Consider the following 17,919-nt stretch of genomic DNA (forward strand, 5'->3'; position numbering starts at 1 on the left):
GCAATAATCAAGCGAGAGGACGGATGAAGCAAGAATCCCCACACCTTTAGGTTGGGGAGTGTCAATATCCTCCGTGTATTCGTGTTCATCCGTGTCGTGCTGATTCTCATTTTTTCCCCCGATCGCACATAACACCCGATACCGATCGCGCTACAATTGTCAATCGGGATGAAAATGGCTGATCTAAAAGTAGGGGATAGTTTCTATGGCTACAAATCGTCGCATTGAGCGTGTAGCTTCACTGATTAAACGGGAAGTCAGCCTGATGTTGCTGAATGGAATCAAGGACGACCGTGTAGGTGCTGGTATGGTTAGCGTTACCGACGTAATTGTTTCGGGAGACCTTCAGCATACAAAAATTTTTGTCAGCATCTACGGTACTGATGAGGCAAAGGCCGAGACTATGGAGGGCTTGAAATCTGCTACTAGCTACGTCCGCAACCAGTTGGGTCAACGGGTGCAACTGCGCCGGACGCCGGAAGTGATTTTTCTCGAAGACCGTTCTTTGGAACGGGGCGATAAAATGTTGATACTGCTGAATCAGCTTTCTGCCGATCGCAAACCGGATCTTCTAGATCCCGAGGAAGAATTCACTGAGGATGAAAGTCCCGATTGAAGCAAGAAGGAAGAGGGAAGAAGGAAGAGGGGAAGAGAAGGAGATAGGGAAAATTCCCAATTCCCTGTTTGGCCGATGCCCGATGCCCTGTTTGGCCGATGCCCGATGCCCTGTTTGGCCGATGCCCAAATCTAAAATCTAAAATCTAAAATCTAAAATCGAATGATTGACAATCTTTCCTTACCAGAACTGGTGGCCCAGATGTTCGTGGTGCGCGCTTCTGGCTGCTTGTTCGACCACCAAATTCGCTATCGGGAATGGGAACCAACTGCTAGCAAACTCCGCTATTATCTGGAAAATTTGGGCGTCGGTGGGGTGATTTTGGTCGGGGGAAGTGCTGCGGAGTTGGCAGTTCGATCGCACCAATTGCAGTCTTGGGCTAAGTTTCCGCTACTTCTGGCGGCTGATATTGAGGAAGGTGTCGGCCAGCGGTTCGCGGGGGCGACTTGGTTTGGGCCGCCGATGGCAATTGCCGAAGTGGCGCGCCACGATGCAGAAGCGGCCGATCGATATGCTGAACAAATGGGCGCTGTCACTGCGATGGAAGCTAGGGCGATCGGTCTAAATTGGATTCTTGCACCAGTGGTTGATGTTAACAACAATCCCGACAATCCTGTGATTAACGTCCGCGCTTTTGGCGAGACACCGGAAATTGTCGGGAAATTAGCCGCTGCTTTTATTCGCGGCGCAGGCGATCACCCGGTTTTGACTACAGCTAAGCATTTTCCGGGTCACGGAGACACGGCGGTTGATTCTCACTTGGAGTTGCCGGTTTTGCCGCATTCGCCCGCGAGATTAGCCCAGGTTGAGTTGCCTCCTTTTGTTGAGGCGATCGCTGCTGGGGTCGATGGTGTGATGAGTGCTCACTTACTGATTCCGGCTTGGGATGCGGAGTTTCCTGCTACTCTTTCTCGCAAAATTTTGATCGGGAAGCTGCGAGAAGAGTTGGGATTTGAAGGTTTGATTGTGACGGATGCTTTGGTGATGGGTGCGATCGCTAATAAGTACGGCGCTAATGAAGCTGCTGTTTTGGCTGCTGAGGCTGGTGCTGATGTTTTGCTGATGCCGCTTGACCCGGAAGGCGCGATTCTGGCTGTCTGCGAAGCTGTCACTCAAGGGAGGATTCCATTATCACAAATCAAGGAATCTGTCAAGCGAATTTGGTCGGCTAAAGCTAAAGTCGGTTTGTTAGTAAAGGAAAAGGAAAAAGCAGTAAATTCAACATCGATCGACTCGATCGACTTAAGTTTGCTGGCAAATCCACAGGCAAGGTCAACTGCTGCCGATATTTTGCGAGATTCTTTGAAATTTGGCGGCAATCTACCTTTGCAGGTTGCAAAACCACCAGAAAACCAGCTTTTGCGGAATTTGATTGTTGTAGATGATGTTTTGGGGTGCGAGTTTTTGGGAAACCACACTCCGGCGATCGCCCTTCCCGAACAGTTTGGTTACGAATTGCAACTGATTGACGATCGCACAGGGGCGATCGCTGATAATACAGGTGCAGAGCATTTTTCTCCGACACTGCTGCAAATTTTCATTCGCGGCAATTGCTTCCGAGGCAGTGCTGGTTTGACCGAAGCAGCTCAAGATTGGTTTAAGAAATTATTAAAAACGGGAGAACTGCAAGCTGTGTTAATTTACGGCAGTCCCTACGTTTTAGAGCAATTTTTGCCACACTTGCCTCCGAGTATTCCTTATGTATTTTGTTTTGGGCAGATGCCGGCAGCGCAATCTCTCGTTCTAGAAGTGCTATTCGGCATTGACGCAAAGGGCAATGCTTGAGTTGGCGGACTTGTGAATCTTTCCTTTGTTGCTTGCTGCGTTAGGAGTTAAATTCATCAACCCGGTTTCTCGCGAGAAATTCTGCCTTTGGTGGCGAAGTATCAAGAAACCGGGAATTGGACGCGGGTTCCTAAGTTCTCAATAGAACTTTCCAGCAGATCCGCCTGCTTGTGGGGAAAATGTGCTGCTTCTCCACATCCTAAGACAGATCCCATCACTTACCGATCGTTCCTATAATTTTTTTAAATTGACGGCAGTGAATTGTATAGCTGTATACGGACAAAATTTAACTTCCATATTCGTAAGTTTGGACTATATTATTACCAGGGCCATAAATTTTTTTAGTAAAACATTGAGGGCGCATTATGATTCACTCCACTATTCCCCAAATCCAATACTCTTTAGATGTGATCCAAGATGAAGCGCGTCACCTCGTCCACGAGGGCGTGCTGAGCCGCCAACAGCCTATCTACACGCTGTGCCAATTCATTCCCCCTCGGGAATGGGCTTGTGTAGAGTGCGAATTAGAAAAATGCGACTTCTTGCTGCGCGATCGTATCGCCGACCTGATCGGTTCTGAAAAATGGGACAATGACTAAAGTTTGGTTCTGTTAAATTAAGTTGGCAAGTAAACTCCGGCTGTGTTAAAGACTCTTGATTCTTTAATACTGGGAATTTTCGGCGCGCAAATTTTCCAACTCGACCCTGAGCGCTGCCATCTGTGCTGTTAATTCTTGAATCTCTAGCTTTACGTTAGGCTGTACAACCGACTCGGGAGGAGCATCAGTCGCTGCATCTGATTGCTTGGGCGAGACAGATTCGCTGTCTGCATTCTCCCGATCGCCCGGTTGAGAGAAAATAGTATCTACAAAATTCCGGGCTTCTCGCTCAGTCATTTCTCCTTTTTCCAGCAGATCGTCGGCTAGCTGGCCAAAATCTGACTTCAGTTTGTCAAGATTTTCTTCTCGCTTCAGGGGATCTTGCAATGTCTCAATTAAAAAGGAAGTTGCACCTAAAGTTAGGTGAAATCCTGTGTGCAGCATTTGAGGCAGGTTGTCGGGATTCATCTAAAAATGCCGCTAGAACGTTTTTCTGAGTTTTTGGTTCGCGAGTTGCTCCCAAGTCGGGGCGTCAAGCCGCTTCTTAGCGGGAAGATGCTTGCGTTGTGGGTCGCGATCGCCCCGATTCAGGAAATATCAGTTTTTGGGGGGACGTTTTGTCGTTGTGCCAATACTAATCGTATCATTACTTGGTAAATTAATAAATGTCAAGTGTAAATTTTTGTAACTACGAATCGAGACTTTCCCACTCGAAGGCTCAGTCTATTTTAGATTTTAGATTTTAGATTTTAGATTGAACAGGACTTAGGCACTGCGACTCAAAAACCCCGGTGGCTGATTACCCGTGCGTAAGTCCTGTTCAACTCACATCTTGCACCATTCTCAAGAACGGGCTCTTCGGCCCGTTCCACAAAGAGTAGATTTTCTTGTGGAACAGGCCGGAAAGCCTGTTCCTAAAAGGCTAATCGACAATGGTGCAAGATATAAGTTCAAGCCCGTTAAGGATACAGCGCTTCACCGGTGGAAGGGTCAAATATAAATAGTCGATCGAAGTCAAGCTGTACCGTCAGCCGATCGCCCGATCGCAAGCGAACACTCGCAGGTACTTGCACCTGTACAGTAGTTTCAGCGCCCACCAAAGGCAAACTCGCCCGAATTAAAGTTTCTCGCCCCAGAGGTTCCACTACTTTTACCTCTAGATCGAGGGGGACTTTTTCTAAGGCCCAAACATCGGTTTTCAAATCATCCTCTTCTACTGTTTTTGGCGTAAAGATTTCTATATTTTCTGGACGGATGCCCAAATCAAATCCTTGTCCTTCTCTCGCCTGCAATTTTTTCTGAATCGAGGGCGGACAGGCTAAAGCTTGATCTCCTACTTGAAAAAATTCGTTAGTATAAATTGCCGGCAAAATGTTCATGGCGGGATTGCCTAAAAATGTGGCAACCATGCGGTTAGCTGGTTTCGCATAAATGCTTTGCGGGTCTCCAATTTGTTGAATTTTTCCCCCATTTAAGACTACAATCTTATCAGCTAAAGTCATCGCTTCCACTTGGTCGTGGGTGACGTAAATTGTGGTAATTCCCAGCCGTTGATGCAGTTGTTTGAGCTCTGCTCTAGTGTCGTCTCGCAGTTGAGCATCGAGGTTAGAAAGCGGTTCATCTAAAAGAAATACTTTCGGTTCGCGGGCGATCGCCCTTCCCAGTGCTACCCGCTGCTGCTGTCCGCCTGATAGCTGTTTGGGCTTGCGCTTGAGGAGGTGGTCTATCGATAGCGATCGGGCTACTGTTTCGACTCGTTCTTGAATTTTAGTCGGGTCAACATTCCGCATCCGCAATCCAAAAGCCAGGTTTTCGCCGACAGTCATGTGCGGATAAAGCGCGTAATTTTGAAACACCATTGCTACATCGCGCTGTCTCGCCGGAATGTTGTTAACTAAATTATCTCCGATGTAAAGATTGCCGGAAGTGGCGGTTTCTAAACCTGCAATTGTCCGCATAATTGTCGATTTTCCGCAGCCGGAGGGCCCGACTAATACCCAAAATTCCCCGTCCGGGATTTTGAAGCTGATGTTTTCGATCGCGGTGACGTTTTGGTAGCGTCTGGTAATATTTTCTAAGCGAACATTTGCCATTTTTTAATTGTAATTGGTAATTGATAATTAGTGCTTTTTACCTTCAGCGTTCAGCGTTCATAAAACTGTTCCAATTCTAAAACTGTGCGGTCTAATTCTTTCACTATAGGCGTTAACTCAGCTTTGCGGAATGATTATACTAAAGAACGATAATACCAGAGAGAACCGTCTTTGCCACCTTTGAATCGTTCCCAAACAGTATTTCCTAATTGACGGGAATCTTTCAGGATCGATCGAGCATTATAAAGTTTATCAGCAGCCGAGACTAATCTGACCGAGGCAGAAGCTGTAGAAATGCGATCGATATAAGCTTGTTTTCGCTGTCGCCAAGGGGGTTTCGGCGTCGCGTCACTGTCGGTACAGCCGTCTACAATCGCTGTGACGGTATCGCCAAAGCGGCGGCGGATGGCTTCGCGGGTGGTAGCGCCACCTCGATCTTCGATCGCCGGAGTGAAGCAAAGCTGCGATCGCCTCATCTTCATTTGCCCCATATTCTAAAGCTATACTAGCAGTGCCCAACAAATGGGCAATGTAGGGCACGCCGGAACCTTTGCGAACTTGGGTAGCGTGCAATTCGGCGACATAGGTGAGGGCTTCCGAAAAACGGTTTGAGAGAATCATGAAAGTCACCTTTGTCAATTGCTATGATATATAAATTGTCGGGCTAAGTTGAAAAGACAAAATCTACCAAGTTCAATAAGATCGTAAAGATGCGATCGAGAGCGATCGCTTGTACAATTATAATCGTTAAAGAGAGGTTGCTAGCATGACAGCTACTATAATTATACCCAAAAATTCCGACCAAAACTCCGAGCTAGAATCACATCCAAAATTAGAAAATCTACCAGAAATTTCCCCCGAATCTCAGCCAGAAAAAGTCATATTTCTCGAAGAGTTTTTAGTCAAGCCTCCTGATAGAATGGAATGGGTTGACGGCAACTTAGTGGAGAAAACAGGAATGACATTCAAGCACGGTCTAGCTCAATCTAAATTATCTACATCCTGGAGAAATTACAAAAATTCCAGCGGACAGGGAGGAGAAGTTCTTACAGAAGTCCTTTGCCGCACTAGCAAGCAGGGTCGCCGTCCCGATGTTGCTTACATTACTCCTGAACTGCTGCCAGAATCAGGCAATTTTACAGCATTTTCCCAAAGTTTTCCTTTGATAGCGGAAGTTGCTTCCCCGGAAGATAGCGGCGAAGAGTTATTTGCGAAAGCTCTAGAATATTTGGAATCGGGATGTTTAGAAGTTTGGTTGTTGTTTCCTGAAGCTAGATTAATATTTGTGAATGCAGGGCAACGCTGGCGGTTGTTTAATGCCGATGAAGTTGTTAATACTCAAAGGGTACTTGCAGGTTTTAGCCTAGCCGTCAGTGAATTGTTGGCTTGAGGAATTTGTTAAAACAAAATTATCAAAGATTCTGCAGTATTGATATAGTAGTACGCGGTGCAAAAAACGGTAAACCATGACAGCCACAAATCTCGTCAATAAATTTGAGTACAAACCCCTATACAAACCAAATCAATTAATTTGTGGAACGGGGCAAACAGCCATTGTCAGCGGCTGGACAGTAAAAAGTGCGATCCTTTCCAAGGGCTGCGCTAACGGCAAAAAATTACAACCCAACGAGTTTGCTGTCATCGGACAACTGTACTCTCCTACTCGCGGCATCAACTTCTTAATTAGAAACTTGCTGTGCAATCCCCACGTCCGCTTTTTAGTAATTCTCAACGCTACCAAAGAAGACCGCAACTCCGGTGCAGCAGCGTGCCTAATCGACTTTTTTCGCAACGGCTTTGAAGCCGGCAAAAGCGATACTGGCAGAGATTGCTGGTTAATTAAATCTTCAATATTTGGCTACATTGATATTGAAATAGCAGCAGAAGCCTTAGAAATATTGCGTAATTCAATAGAATGGAAAGAAGCCCCAAATATAGCAGAAACAGTGACATTTGTCAAGTCTTTTGCCCAAAAAGAATCTGTGGAACCTTGGGGAGAACCCGTAACATTTCCGCTAGTTGAAATCGTCCCGACTGTACTCCCCGGCCAGAAATACGGACACAGAATCGAAGGCAAAACTATCGCCGAAACTTGGGTAAAAATCATCCACCGAATTAAGACCACGGGCACCTTGCGGCCGACTGGTTACGACGGACAGTGGCAAGAATTAATCGACTTAATGGCAGTCATTACAGATGAACCTGCGGAGTTCTATTTTCCTGAACCGAATTACTTACCAATAGACCGTGATTTCCTAGAACAGTACAAACCGCAAATGCTCGAAGATGCCCCGTATAACGAAGGCATTAAATATACTTACGCCCAGCGGATGCGGTCGTGGTTTGGCCGCGATCAAATTGAAGAAGTTATTGCCAAACTCATTAAGGAAATTGACGCGGCAAGTGCTGTAATTAGTTTGTGGGATGCCGGCGGAAATATTAACAGAAGACCTGACGGTTCCTCCGACCACCAGCACAGCGGCAGTCCTTGTTTAAATCACATTTGGGTGCGAGTTGTGGATGAGGAAATATCGCTAACTGCAACTCTCCGCAGTAACGATATGTTTGCGGCTTGGCCGGCAAATGCAATGGGTTTGCGGGCTTTGCAGCAGCACATTCGAGATGAAATTGCGAGGCGTTCCGATTATAATTTGACGATGGGCCCGTTGGTAACGCTGAGTCAATCGGCTCACTTGTATGACGATACCTTTGAAAATGCCGATCGACTAATTCAAACCCAATATGCTAAAATCTGCGAAGATCGAGACTTTTTCGATGCAGCAGGCAATTTTTTAGTTGAAGTAGCCGACAATCAAATAGTTGTCACGCAAACCACCCCCGGCAGCGGCGAAGTTGTCACCTGTTATTCTGGAAAAAACCCTCTCAAGTTAGTCCGAGAAATTTGTGCGGCTTCCCCTGCCATCAAAGGCGAGCATATTGGTTATTTGGGAATAGAATTGCAGAAGGCTGCCGAGTGTCTGAAAACGAGCAAGCAATACATCCAGGATAGACGATGAATTTAGAAGAAGAAAGACCGAGTTGGGACGAATACTTCTTAATGTTAGCAAAATTGGCCGCTACTCGATCGACTTGTCTGGCTTTTCCTGTAGGCGCAGTGATAACTAAAAACAGGCAAGTTTTAGCAACGGGCTACAACGGTTCGCCGTCAGGTTCGGCACACTGTACTACTCAAGGCTTCTGCTATCCTGGTTTGAGTAGTTGCGACGCCAGTAAAACTTTGCCATCAAGGGCGGTTCACGCGGAAGCAAATGCGATCGCCAAAGCTGCTAAACACGGTATATCTACTGCTGGGGCTAGTATTTATGTCACCTTAGAACCCTGCATTTATTGTTTGAAATTAGTCATTGCGGCTGGAATTCGAGAAGTGTTTTACGAAACGAGTTTTAACAGCGGAGAAAAAGCTGCTTTGAGAGATACTTTTATCAGTGAAGGTATTGTTGAGTTAAAACAAATTCAGCTATCTGAAGATACAGCAAAAAAGGCGGCTTTGTTTTTATTGCATCCTACTTCCGTCCTCAAAGATGCTATTAGTTGAAAATAGCTACAGCGGTTCTTAATTAAGTGAAATCCCCAATATGTAGGTTGGGTTCGTAACCTCAACCCAACCTACTACTTTTACTTCTGCTTTTACTTCATATTTTTTACATTAAACCTCTTGCAAAAATAACTAGGACGGGCAAGATGCCCATCCCACAAGAGTTATTTTTTCTTGTGGGATGGGCATCTTGCCCGTCCAATAAATTTATGAAAAGGACTTTTGCAAGAGGTCTATTGTGGAATGATAGTTTAACAGTAAATCCTCAACCGTCAACCGCCAAAGGCCAACAATCAACATTCAATCAAACTCATTCACAGCTTGCAAATAGTCGATCGCCGCATCTATCCTCGAAGAATACTTAAAAGCAAACTGATCGAACCAATATCCCTCATCGGAATTTTTATCCAACTTTTTCAGCCAAACCTGAGCTTGCCTAACTTTCTGTCTGTGCGTTTGTACGTCCAACTGCGGCCCCGCGACTTTTTCTGCTGGCTGCTGTTGCTGTAAAGCTACTTCCTGAGCTTGATTTTGTGCTTCGTGTTCAGCCTTAAGCGGTTGCTGTGAAGCCACTTCCTGAGCTTTATTTTGCCCTTCGTACTCAGCCTTAATTTGAGCTAAATCCTTATCTAAAGAACCAGCATACAAATTTATATCTGATGTTTTAAATGTTGGATTTGACGGCACTGCAGCTTGCGGCACAGGCGCTTGTGCTTGCACCGGTGTCTGACTTTTCAACTCAGCATTTTTTTGAGATGCTTGATACTCTGCCTTAAGTTCACCTAACAGGCGATCGATAGATTCCATAACTTAAACCCCCTAAAAAATGCTGCTGGGCAAACTGGCCCAAATATAATCGCGTGAACTTCGCCCGCCTCCTCAATCAGTTATTGCATTCAGCAATACCTCTGTCAGGGTCATTCCTTCAATATCATCCATCGTGACAGTATCAACGATATCGAATTTAGCCCCGGCGCTTTGCAGTTCGTCATCCAATATCTTGAGAAACTTAGTAGCTTCCGGCGCATTCCCTACTTGAATGAAAGAAATCGCCAGCTCTTCATCTCGATCGAGCTTCCGCGAAGCCTCTATAATGGTTTTCATCACTTCTTTGCGATCGTCAGGTTCCCCGTCCGTCACCACTAATAATGTTTCCCCATTTTGCTTGGTCTTACCGGATGCTTTGCGCTGAAAATAACTGTTCAGGGCGTCTTGCAGAACAGCAGCTAAATTCGTAGTTCCCGAAGGTTCGTTTTCTTGGAAAATTTGCACGACTTTAGCTGCTGTTACGTTATCGTAGCGCTTGAAGCGACCGGAAAACACATAAACTGTTATGCCATCAGGATCGAGTTCTTCGCATTTATTAGCCAATGCGATCGTCGATTCTTGCATGAGCGCCCACCGACTTTTACCGCCCATCTGGTCTTTGGTGTACATACTGCCGCTTTTGTCAATAATGATGGTATAATCGCGGTTCTGAAGCATAAGATTTTTCCTGTTAATTAAGTAGTTCCCAAAAATATCAAAACCAGCGAGCAGAAGCTGTTGAGCTTTAGTTGCTCGCTGCGTTTTTTAGTTGATTTGCGATCGCAAATACCGGAATTTAAGCTGCAACTAAAGCATCTTTAAGTGGCTTCCAGCTAAAAGCTCGATCGCCCCCCATCTCAACTGCTATTTTAACTCGCGGTTCTAACGTCGGCAAAACAGTCAAATACTCAATCTCCTGACTCGACAAAATCTGCCCTTCAATAATCCACAGCACCAGTCCTTTTGCTTTAGGTGGCAAATTGTCTAATTGAGTTTGCAACATCGGCGGCACGTAGTACGTATAACCCACAGCCGCTTCATTGCCAGTAGTTTTCTTGCCCAAATGCGGCGGCCGCACCCCGTGAATCCCCGTCAAATACATCGCCAAATCACCCAAACCCCGCGCCGAAATCGTGTACCCACCGTAGCCCGCAGCCCTCAGCCTGCGGAGGTAGCGCCCCTCAAATCCTCCTTCTAAAGGAACGTACAGGGCCAGCGACCCCGACTTTTCCAAATCCCGAATCAGATCAGATCCCGTCGTAATCAGTCCCATAAATTTGTGTTTCCTGCTGTATCAAAATTTGGTCGATCGCTGCTTGCGAGCTGGAAATATTATAAATCCTAAAGTTGAGCCGAAAAATTCTCATCCCGGCCTTGACAAACGCCAAACACTTCATGTACTATTGTGAATTGTCGCCGTAAAGGATACTGAGTAGTTTGCTGCTCAAGTCCTGGCGCAAACAAGCAAGACCGAGACAAAACTCGGAGATAAAGCCGGTAAAAAGCCGCGAATCTCAACCCTTGCAAGACTTCCACAAGCTCGCTCCCAAATTTAAAACTCAAATTTTAAACACCGAGGAAGGCTGTTGGTTGATAACAGTTAATTGCAGGAACACTGAAATAAATGTTTCTGCACAAGAGCAAGCGGATTGACGAAAACTTCGCAATCCGAAACCTCTTGCGTAAATAAAAGGAAGAAAATCCGTGTCTGTAGGCATTCTTGGCACTAAACTAGGCATGACTCAAGTGTTTGACGCCGAAGGGAGAGCCATCCCCGTCACCGTCATACAAGCAGGGCCTTGTACAGTAACTCAAATCAAAACAAAACAAACTGACGGCTACGGTGCCGTTCAAGTTGGATACAACGAAGTCAAACCAAAGGCTCTCAACAAGCCAGAACTAGGACACCTTGCCAAGTCGGGGGCGAATCCATTGCGCCACTTGCAGGAATACCGATTGGAAGACACCAGTTCATTTGAATTAGGTCAACAACTAAAAGCAGATACCTTTACACCGGGACAAATAGTAGATGTCATCGGTACAAGCATCGGTAAAGGTTTTGCAGGTTTTCAAAAGCGCCACAACTTTAAACGAGGCCCCATGTCTCACGGTTCCAAGAACCACCGCGAGCCTGGATCGATCGGGCCTGGAACTACTCCTGGTCGCGTTTATCCCGGTAAAAGAATGGCAGGACGTATGGGCAACGTTCAAGTCACCGTCCGCAAACTAACAATTGTCCGGGTGGATACAGAGCAGAATTTGCTGCTAATTAAGGGAGCAGTTCCCGGCAAAGCTGGCGCCTTAGTCAATGTTGTGCCTGAGAAAAAAGTAGGACGTTAGTCAGTAGTCATTAGTCAGTAGTCAGCAGTCAGTAGATAGTGGTTGGTCGTTAGTAGCAAGCAATAACTAAGAACTAAAAGCTGAAAACTAAGAACCCAAAACTAAGACCTGAGAACAGACAACAGACAACAGACAACAGACAACAGACAACTAATCAACAGACAACTAACAACAGACAAAGGACAAAAGATATGGTTAACTGTGTAGTGCGAAATTGGCAAGGCGAAGAAGTTGGGGAAACAACTTTAGAACTGCGCGTAGCCAAAGAAGAAAATGCCTCTCACATCGTTCACAGAGCATTGACGCGGCAACTAAATAACGCTCGTCAAGGAAATGCTTGCACCAAAACTCGATCGGAAGTTAGAGGCGGTGGCCGCAAACCCTGGCGTCAAAAAGGCACGGGTCGAGCCAGAGCAGGTTCTATCCGTTCTCCGCTGTGGCGGGGCGGCGGTGTCATCTTCGGGCCAAAACCGAGAGACTTTGAAGTCAAAATGAACAAAAAGGAACGCCGTCTCGCTTTGCGGACAGCATTCCAAAGTCGCACCGAAGACATCATTGTGGTTGAAGAATTTGCAGAGCAATTTCCGAGACCGAAAAGCAAAGAATTGCTGAGTGCGATCGCCCGCTGGGGCATCGAACCCGATACAAAAGTTCTGTTAATCTTGCCAGAACCGCAACCAAACGTCTACTTATCAGGACGCAACATCGAATTAGTAAACGTCATCTTGGCAACATCCCTGAATGTTTACGACGTTCTCGCGGCTGACAAAATTATCGTCACATCTACAGCCATAGCTAAAATTCAGGAGATTTACGGTGAGTAAAATCGACCCCCGCGACTACGCAGATTTGATCCAGCGTCCGATTCTCACCGAGAAAGCTACCCGAATGATGGAATTAAATCAATTCACATTCGACGTAGCCCCCAAAGCGACCAAGCCTCAAATCAAAGCTGCAATCGAAGAACTATTTAAGGTCAAAGTCATCGGCGTCAACACCCAAAACCCGCCGCGCAAAAAGCGTCGAGTTGGCAAATTCGTCGGCTTTAAACCTTGTTACAAGCGAGCAACCGTAACTCTGACCGACGGAGACTCGATCCGCAAACTCCTATTCCCAGAAGTCTAGACGATTTTGGATTTTAGATTTTAGATTTTAGATTTTAAATTGCGGTTAACTGGTGGGAATTCTCGAACCAGAAGACTCGTAAGTTAACCAAAGATCGCCAATCTTCAACCTAAAATCTAAAATCGATAAACGTCAAATCCAAAATCCAAAATCCAAAATCTAAAATAGATCGATTATGGGCATCCGTTCTTACCGACCTTATACCTCCAGCACCCGAGAACAAACCGTCTCGGACTTTGCTGAAATTACCAGATCAGAGCCAGAAAAGTCTCTAACCAGCAATAAGCACACCAAACAAGGCCGCAACAACCGAGGCGTCATCACCTGTCGCCACCGGGGAGGCGGTCACAAACGGCTTTATAGAGACATCGACTTCCGCCGCGACAAACACAGCATTCCCGCTACCGTCAAGGCGATCGAATACGACCCCAATCGCAACGCCCGCATCGCCCTCCTGTTCTACAAAGACGGCGAAAAACGGTACATCCTGCACCCGCTCAACTTAAACGTCGGTACAGTAATTGTCTCAGGCCCAGACGCGCCGATCGAAATCGGTAACGCCCTCCCCCTGAAGAACATTCCCCTCGGTACCAGCATCCACAACGTCGAGCTAGTACCCGGAAAAGGCGGACAAATCGTTCGCTCCGCCGGCTCCAGCGCTCAGCTAATGGCAAAAGAAGGTAGCTACGTCACCCTCAAACTGCCATCCGGGGAACAGCGCAAAGTCCGCGCCGACTGCTACGCCACCATCGGTCAAGTCGGCAACACCGACGCCAGAAACATCAGCCTGGGTAAAGCCGGCCGCACCCGCTGGAAAGGTCGCAGACCCACCGTTCGCGGTAGCGTCATGAACCCCGTAGACCACCCGCACGGCGGTGGCGAAGGCAGAGCTCCCATCGGGCGTCCGGGGCCTGTCACTCCTTGGGGTAAACCAGCATTGGGTGCAAAAACTCGACGCAAAAACAAGCGCAGCGACGCTTTAATCGTCCGGCGCCGCCGCAAAGCTTCCAAGCGCGGCAAGGGCGGCAGACAAAGCTAGTCATCAGTCAGCAGTCTTCAGTGCTTAGTTATTAACTGCTAACTAATGACTGAGGACTGATGACCAATGACTGCTGACTTCTGACTAATGACTCCTGAATTACTAAAAAAATCATGTCTCGATCGCTAAAAAAAGGCCCGTTTGTCGCAGATCATCTGATGACAAAAATCGAAAAACTCAACGCCGCCGGCCAAAAACAAGTAATTAAAACTTGGTCGCGCTCTTCCACAATCCTGCCCCAAATGGTAGGTCACACGATCGCCGTTCACAACGGCAGACAGCACGTACCCGTCTACCTCACAGACCAAATGGTAGGTCACAAACTCGGAGAATTTTCCCCCACTCGCACCTTTAGAGGTCACGCGAAAAGTGGTGATAAAAAGGCGAAAAGATAGCCGAATTAGGTGACAGGTAATAGGTAGTCGGAAAAAAAAATTACCAATTACCAATTACCTTTTGCCCAATTACCAATTACCAATTACCGAAATCGAAATGGCTATAGATACCACATCCGAAATTAAGGCGATCGCCCGTTACATCAGAACATCCCCCTTCAAAGTGCGCCGAGTCCTCGACCAAATTCGCGGCAAAAGCTATCAAGAAGCGCTGATTTTACTCGAATTCATGCCCTACCGCGCCTGCGAACCAATCGTCAAAGTTTTGCGCTCGGCAGTAGCCAACGCCGAACACAATGCAGGATTGGATAAATCCAAGCTGGTAGTTTCTCAAGCTTACGCAGACCAAGGCCCAGTCCTCAAACGCTTTAGACCCCGCGCTCAAGGTCGCGCCTACCAAATCCGCAAGCCAACCTGTCACATAACCGTAGTAGTAGCTCCGCTCTTAGAAAACTAAACCAGGGAAAAACGTAAGAGGTAATAAACAGCTTAAAGTTGAAAAAAATGGGTAATCACCAATTACCAATTACCAATTACCAATTACCAATTACCAATTAACTCATCAACTATTATGGGCCAAAAAATACATCCAATTGGTTTTCGCCTCGGCATTACCCAAGAGCACCGCTCTCGCTGGTTTGCCGATCCCAAAAACTATCCAGAACTCTTGCAAGAAGACTATAAAATTCGCAAGTACGTTCGTAAAACCCTCAGCAATGCTGGGATTTCCTCGGTCAAAATTGAGCGGAAAGCCGATCAAATCGACCTAGAAGTCTTCACCGCCCGACCAGGCGTTGTCGTAGGCCGCGGCGGAGCAGGCATCGAAACCTTGCGCGTCGGTTTGCAGCAGCAACTCGGTAGCAATCGCCAAATCCGCATCAACGTCGTCGAAGTCCAGCGAGTAGATGCCGATGCCACACTGATCGCGGAATACATCGCTCAGCAACTAGAACGGCGCGTATCCTTCCGCCGAGTAGTCCGCCAAGCAATCACCCGCGCCCAAAAAGTCGGCATCCAAGGCATCAAAATTCAAGTCAGCGGACGCCTCAACGGTGCAGAAATTGCCCGTACCGAATGGACACGGGAAGGAAGAGTCCCCTTGCACACGCTGCGGGCAGACATCGACTACTCCTACTGCACTGCTCAAACCATCTACGGTATTCTGGGCATTAAAGTTTGGGTTTTCAAAGGCGAAATTATTCCCGGACAGGAACAAGAGGCTGCACCAAATGCAGCAGTGCCCCGTACCAAACAAAAGCGCCGCCGCCAGAACTTTGAAGATCGATCGAACGAAGGCTAGCTAATTGTTAACTGTTAGTTGTCACTTGTTAATTGTCAGTTGTTCCAAACCAATTAGCAATTAGCAATCACCAATTACCAATTACCAATTACCAATTACCCAACTCCCTTTCGCCATGTTAAGCCCTAAAAGAACCAAATTCCGCAAACAACAGCGCGGGCGAATGAGCGGTGTTGCCACCCGCGGCAACACAGTTAGCTTTGGCGACTTCGCGCTCCAAGCCGTCGAACCCGCCTGGATCACTTCCCGCCAAATAGAAGCCGGACGGCGCGCCATGACCCGCTATATCCGCCGGGGCGGCAAAATCTGGATTCGCATTTTTCCCGACAAACCAGTCACCCAGCGCGCAGCAGAAACCCGGATGGGTTCCGGTAAAGGCTCACCTGAGTTTTGGGTTGCCGTGGTCAAACCGGGCCGGGTAATGTTTGAAATTGGCGGCGTAAGTGAAGAAACTGCCCGCGAAGCAATGCGTTTGGCATCTTTCAAATTACCAATTAAAACCAAGTTCATCACTCGCGAAGAAGACCAGTCATAGCGAAGAGCGAAGGTAGAATTAGGTCTGTATTAATCAGCATTTTAAACGGCTACAGCATTTTAAAATCTGGCTTTCATAACTTTTCTTTCCTTCGACCTTCAGCCAAGCGAGACAATTATGTCTTCTGTCCTACCGATCGCTAACGAGAAAGCACACAATTATGTCTTTGACCAAGATTAAAGAAGCTAGAGAATTAAGCGATGCTGCAGTAGCAGAGCAAATTTTAGCAGTCAAGCGCCAACTAATGGAATTGCGGCTCCAGCAAGCTACCGGCCGCATGGAAAAGCCTCACCTGTTCAAGCACGCCAAACACCGGCTAGCTCAATTGATGACAGTTGAACGCGAGCGCCAAATCGTTGCTGAGAAAGAAGCGGCCGAAAAATCAGCCGCAGCTAAAGAAACTGCAGATTCTGCTCCCAGCCCAGAAGTCAGCCCAGAGTGAGCAGCAGCCTAGCCTCGGCTCGCACAGTAGCTAAAAAAAAGTCAATTGCACAACAAAAATAGGTAGCTATGGCAATTAAAGAACGAGTTGGCGTAGTAGTCAGCGACAAGATGGATAAAACCGTCGTGGTAGCAATCGAAAACCGCTCCTCCCACACCAAATACGGCAAAATCGTAGTCCGCACCAAGCGCTACAAAGCTCATGACGAAGAAAATCAGTGCAAATCGGGCGATCGCGTCCGCATCACTGAAACTAGACCCCTGAGCAAAACCAAACGTTGGACGGTTGCTGAGATTTTCGGGACAAAAAACGGCTAACAGTTAATTGCGATCTCGCGATCGCCCGATCGGTACTTGATTAATCAATTAGCCGTCAACAGTCAACAGTTAACAGTCAACAATCACCATGATTCAACCCCAGACATACCTCAATGTCGCCGACAATAGCGGAGCCCGCAAACTGATGTGCATCCGCGTATTGGGAGGCGGCAACCGTCGCTACGGCGGAGTCGGCGATGTTATCATTGCCGTCGTCAAAGACGCCATCCCCAATATGGCCGTCAAAAAATCAGATGTCGTTCGGGCCGTCGTTGTCAGAACCCGCAAAGGTTTGCGCCGCGACAGTGGCATGAGCATTCGTTTTGACGATAACGCCGCCGTTATTATCAACGTAGATGGCAACCCCAAAGGCACTCGCGTCTTCGGCCCCGTCGCCCGCGAACTGCGCGACAAAAACTTTACTAAAATCGTTTCCTTAGCCCCGGAGGTACTTTAAAATGTACGGAAAAAAGGGTAAAGCAACTAGCGAACTGCAGCGCTACAGAATGCACGTCAAAGCAGGCGACACCGTGCAAATAATTACTGGCAAAGAGAAAGGAAAAGTCGGACAAATCTTAAAGACATATCCTAAAGTCAGCAAAGTAATTGTTAAAGGTGTAAATATCAGAACCAAGCACGTCAAGCCCCAGCAAGAGGGAGAATCAGGCAAAATAGTCACGTTTGAGGCTCCCATTCACAGCTCAAATGTCATGCACTATTCCGAAAAAGAGAAAATAGCCAGCCGCGTTTGCTATACATTTAGCGAAGATGGCCGGAAACTGCGACAACTCAAAAAAACAGGAGAAATCCTCGATAATTAGTCATTAGTCATTAGTCATTAGTCATTAGTCATTAGTCATTAGACAAATGCTTTCCTGACAACAGTCAACGGACAACTGACAACTGACAACTGACAACAGTCAACTGACAACTAATAATTCCCTGACCAAGCCCAGGGACAGTTAACGAA

General features: G+C 47.0%; 23 protein-coding genes and 1 pseudogene. 18 read left to right on the top strand and 6 right to left on the bottom strand.

What is annotated here, in order from left to right:
- The first annotated feature begins 205 nt into the window (after window positions 1-205).
- From rbfA to QUB16_RS16705, 3 genes are all read left to right on the top strand, one after another.
- On the top strand, window positions 206-616 hold the full coding sequence (rbfA, locus tag QUB16_RS16695) for a 30S ribosome-binding factor RbfA (RefSeq protein WP_333317726.1): 411 nt from the start codon (window positions 206-208) through the stop codon (window positions 614-616).
- 162 nt (window positions 617-778) lie between these two features.
- Complete coding sequence (locus QUB16_RS16700) at window positions 779-2,401, top strand: glycoside hydrolase family 3 N-terminal domain-containing protein (RefSeq protein ID WP_333317728.1); 1,623 nt, start codon at window positions 779-781, stop codon at window positions 2,399-2,401.
- A 365-nt stretch (window positions 2,402-2,766) separates the two neighbouring features.
- Window positions 2,767-3,000 (top strand): DUF4327 family protein, encoded by a 234-nt coding sequence (locus QUB16_RS16705; protein ID WP_333057778.1) that lies wholly within the window; start codon window positions 2,767-2,769, stop codon window positions 2,998-3,000.
- A gap of 63 nt (window positions 3,001-3,063) precedes the next feature.
- Here QUB16_RS16705 and QUB16_RS16710 read toward each other — a convergent pair whose 3' ends face one another.
- The 3 genes and pseudogenes from QUB16_RS16710 to QUB16_RS16720 form a co-directional block, all read right to left on the bottom strand.
- Window positions 3,064-3,468, bottom strand: a complete 405-nt coding sequence (locus QUB16_RS16710; RefSeq protein ID WP_333317730.1) for a hypothetical protein — start codon at window positions 3,466-3,468, stop codon at window positions 3,064-3,066.
- 491 nt (window positions 3,469-3,959) lie between these two features.
- The gene (locus tag QUB16_RS16715; RefSeq protein ID WP_333317732.1) at window positions 3,960-5,093 is read right to left on the bottom strand and encodes an ABC transporter ATP-binding protein; all 1,134 of its coding nucleotides are present in this window, start codon (window positions 5,091-5,093) and stop codon (window positions 3,960-3,962) included.
- A gap of 50 nt (window positions 5,094-5,143) precedes the next feature.
- Window positions 5,144-5,714: pseudogene (locus QUB16_RS16720) on the bottom strand (HD domain-containing protein).
- Window positions 5,715-5,859: 145 nt separating this feature from the next.
- Here QUB16_RS16720 and QUB16_RS16725 point away from each other — a divergent pair.
- The 3 genes from QUB16_RS16725 (at window position 5,860) to QUB16_RS16735 (ending at window position 8,649) form a co-directional block, all read left to right on the top strand.
- Complete coding sequence (locus QUB16_RS16725) at window positions 5,860-6,483, top strand: Uma2 family endonuclease (RefSeq protein ID WP_333317734.1); 624 nt, start codon at window positions 5,860-5,862, stop codon at window positions 6,481-6,483.
- Between the two features lie 76 nt (window positions 6,484-6,559).
- Window positions 6,560-8,110, top strand: a complete 1,551-nt coding sequence (locus tag QUB16_RS16730; RefSeq protein WP_333317735.1) for a thymidylate synthase — start codon at window positions 6,560-6,562, stop codon at window positions 8,108-8,110.
- The gene (locus QUB16_RS16735) at window positions 8,107-8,649 is read left to right on the top strand and encodes a dCMP deaminase family protein (protein ID WP_333264082.1); all 543 of its coding nucleotides are present in this window, start codon (window positions 8,107-8,109) and stop codon (window positions 8,647-8,649) included. The genes QUB16_RS16730 and QUB16_RS16735 overlap by 4 nt, the downstream gene beginning before the upstream one ends.
- 300 nt (window positions 8,650-8,949) lie before the next feature.
- Here QUB16_RS16735 and QUB16_RS16740 read toward each other — a convergent pair whose 3' ends face one another.
- The 3 genes from QUB16_RS16740 to QUB16_RS16750 form a co-directional block, all read right to left on the bottom strand.
- Entirely contained in the window at window positions 8,950-9,456 is a 507-nt protein-coding gene (locus QUB16_RS16740; RefSeq protein WP_333317737.1) for a salt stress protein, Slr1339 family, read from the bottom strand.
- Window positions 9,457-9,528: 72 nt separating this feature from the next.
- Window positions 9,529-10,134 (bottom strand): VWA domain-containing protein, encoded by a 606-nt coding sequence (locus QUB16_RS16745; RefSeq protein WP_333202674.1) that lies wholly within the window; start codon window positions 10,132-10,134, stop codon window positions 9,529-9,531.
- 118 nt (window positions 10,135-10,252) lie between these two features.
- Complete coding sequence (locus QUB16_RS16750) at window positions 10,253-10,729, bottom strand: NAD(P)H-quinone oxidoreductase subunit N (protein WP_333317739.1); 477 nt, start codon at window positions 10,727-10,729, stop codon at window positions 10,253-10,255.
- A 431-nt stretch (window positions 10,730-11,160) separates the two neighbouring features.
- Here QUB16_RS16750 and rplC point away from each other — a divergent pair, with 431 nt between their 5' ends.
- The 12 genes from rplC (at window position 11,161) to rplX (ending at window position 17,770) form a co-directional block, all read left to right on the top strand.
- Complete coding sequence (gene rplC / locus QUB16_RS16755; RefSeq protein WP_333039608.1) at window positions 11,161-11,796, top strand: 50S ribosomal protein L3; 636 nt, start codon at window positions 11,161-11,163, stop codon at window positions 11,794-11,796.
- 191 nt (window positions 11,797-11,987) lie between these two features.
- Window positions 11,988-12,620 (top strand): 50S ribosomal protein L4, encoded by a 633-nt coding sequence (rplD, locus tag QUB16_RS16760; RefSeq protein WP_190657994.1) that lies wholly within the window; start codon window positions 11,988-11,990, stop codon window positions 12,618-12,620.
- Complete coding sequence (locus QUB16_RS16765) at window positions 12,613-12,921, top strand: 50S ribosomal protein L23 (protein ID WP_006634999.1); 309 nt, start codon at window positions 12,613-12,615, stop codon at window positions 12,919-12,921. The genes rplD and QUB16_RS16765 overlap by 8 nt, the downstream gene beginning before the upstream one ends.
- 175 nt (window positions 12,922-13,096) lie before the next feature.
- Window positions 13,097-13,960, top strand: a complete 864-nt coding sequence (gene rplB, locus QUB16_RS16770; RefSeq protein WP_333057787.1) for a 50S ribosomal protein L2 — start codon at window positions 13,097-13,099, stop codon at window positions 13,958-13,960.
- A gap of 113 nt (window positions 13,961-14,073) precedes the next feature.
- On the top strand, window positions 14,074-14,355 hold the full coding sequence (rpsS, locus tag QUB16_RS16775) for a 30S ribosomal protein S19 (RefSeq protein WP_041623488.1): 282 nt from the start codon (window positions 14,074-14,076) through the stop codon (window positions 14,353-14,355).
- 97 nt (window positions 14,356-14,452) lie between these two features.
- A complete protein-coding gene (rplV, locus tag QUB16_RS16780; protein WP_015178707.1) occupies window positions 14,453-14,812 on the top strand; it encodes a 50S ribosomal protein L22 in 360 nt (119 codons plus the stop codon).
- A gap of 114 nt (window positions 14,813-14,926) precedes the next feature.
- Complete coding sequence (gene rpsC / locus QUB16_RS16785; RefSeq protein ID WP_006634995.1) at window positions 14,927-15,655, top strand: 30S ribosomal protein S3; 729 nt, start codon at window positions 14,927-14,929, stop codon at window positions 15,653-15,655.
- Between the two features lie 115 nt (window positions 15,656-15,770).
- Window positions 15,771-16,190: a 50S ribosomal protein L16 gene (gene rplP, locus QUB16_RS16790; protein WP_333057788.1), complete on the top strand. Its 420-nt coding sequence runs from the start codon at window positions 15,771-15,773 to the stop codon at window positions 16,188-16,190.
- Window positions 16,191-16,350: 160 nt separating this feature from the next.
- Window positions 16,351-16,632, top strand: a complete 282-nt coding sequence (gene rpmC / locus QUB16_RS16795) for a 50S ribosomal protein L29 (RefSeq protein WP_333317741.1) — start codon at window positions 16,351-16,353, stop codon at window positions 16,630-16,632.
- 68 nt (window positions 16,633-16,700) lie between these two features.
- Window positions 16,701-16,949, top strand: coding sequence for a 30S ribosomal protein S17 (gene rpsQ / locus QUB16_RS16800; protein ID WP_006634992.1), 249 nt, complete (start codon window positions 16,701-16,703; stop codon window positions 16,947-16,949).
- An 88-nt stretch (window positions 16,950-17,037) separates the two neighbouring features.
- The gene (rplN, locus tag QUB16_RS16805; RefSeq protein ID WP_333101805.1) at window positions 17,038-17,406 is read left to right on the top strand and encodes a 50S ribosomal protein L14; all 369 of its coding nucleotides are present in this window, start codon (window positions 17,038-17,040) and stop codon (window positions 17,404-17,406) included.
- A 1-nt stretch (window position 17,407) separates the two neighbouring features.
- Window positions 17,408-17,770 (top strand): 50S ribosomal protein L24, encoded by a 363-nt coding sequence (gene rplX, locus QUB16_RS16810; protein ID WP_333317743.1) that lies wholly within the window; start codon window positions 17,408-17,410, stop codon window positions 17,768-17,770.
- The last annotated feature ends 149 nt before the right edge of the window (window positions 17,771-17,919 follow it).

The sequence above is a fragment of the Microcoleus sp. D3_18a_C4 genome (genome assembly GCF_036702415.1).
Lineage (GTDB): Bacteria > Cyanobacteriota > Cyanobacteriia > Cyanobacteriales > Microcoleaceae > Microcoleus.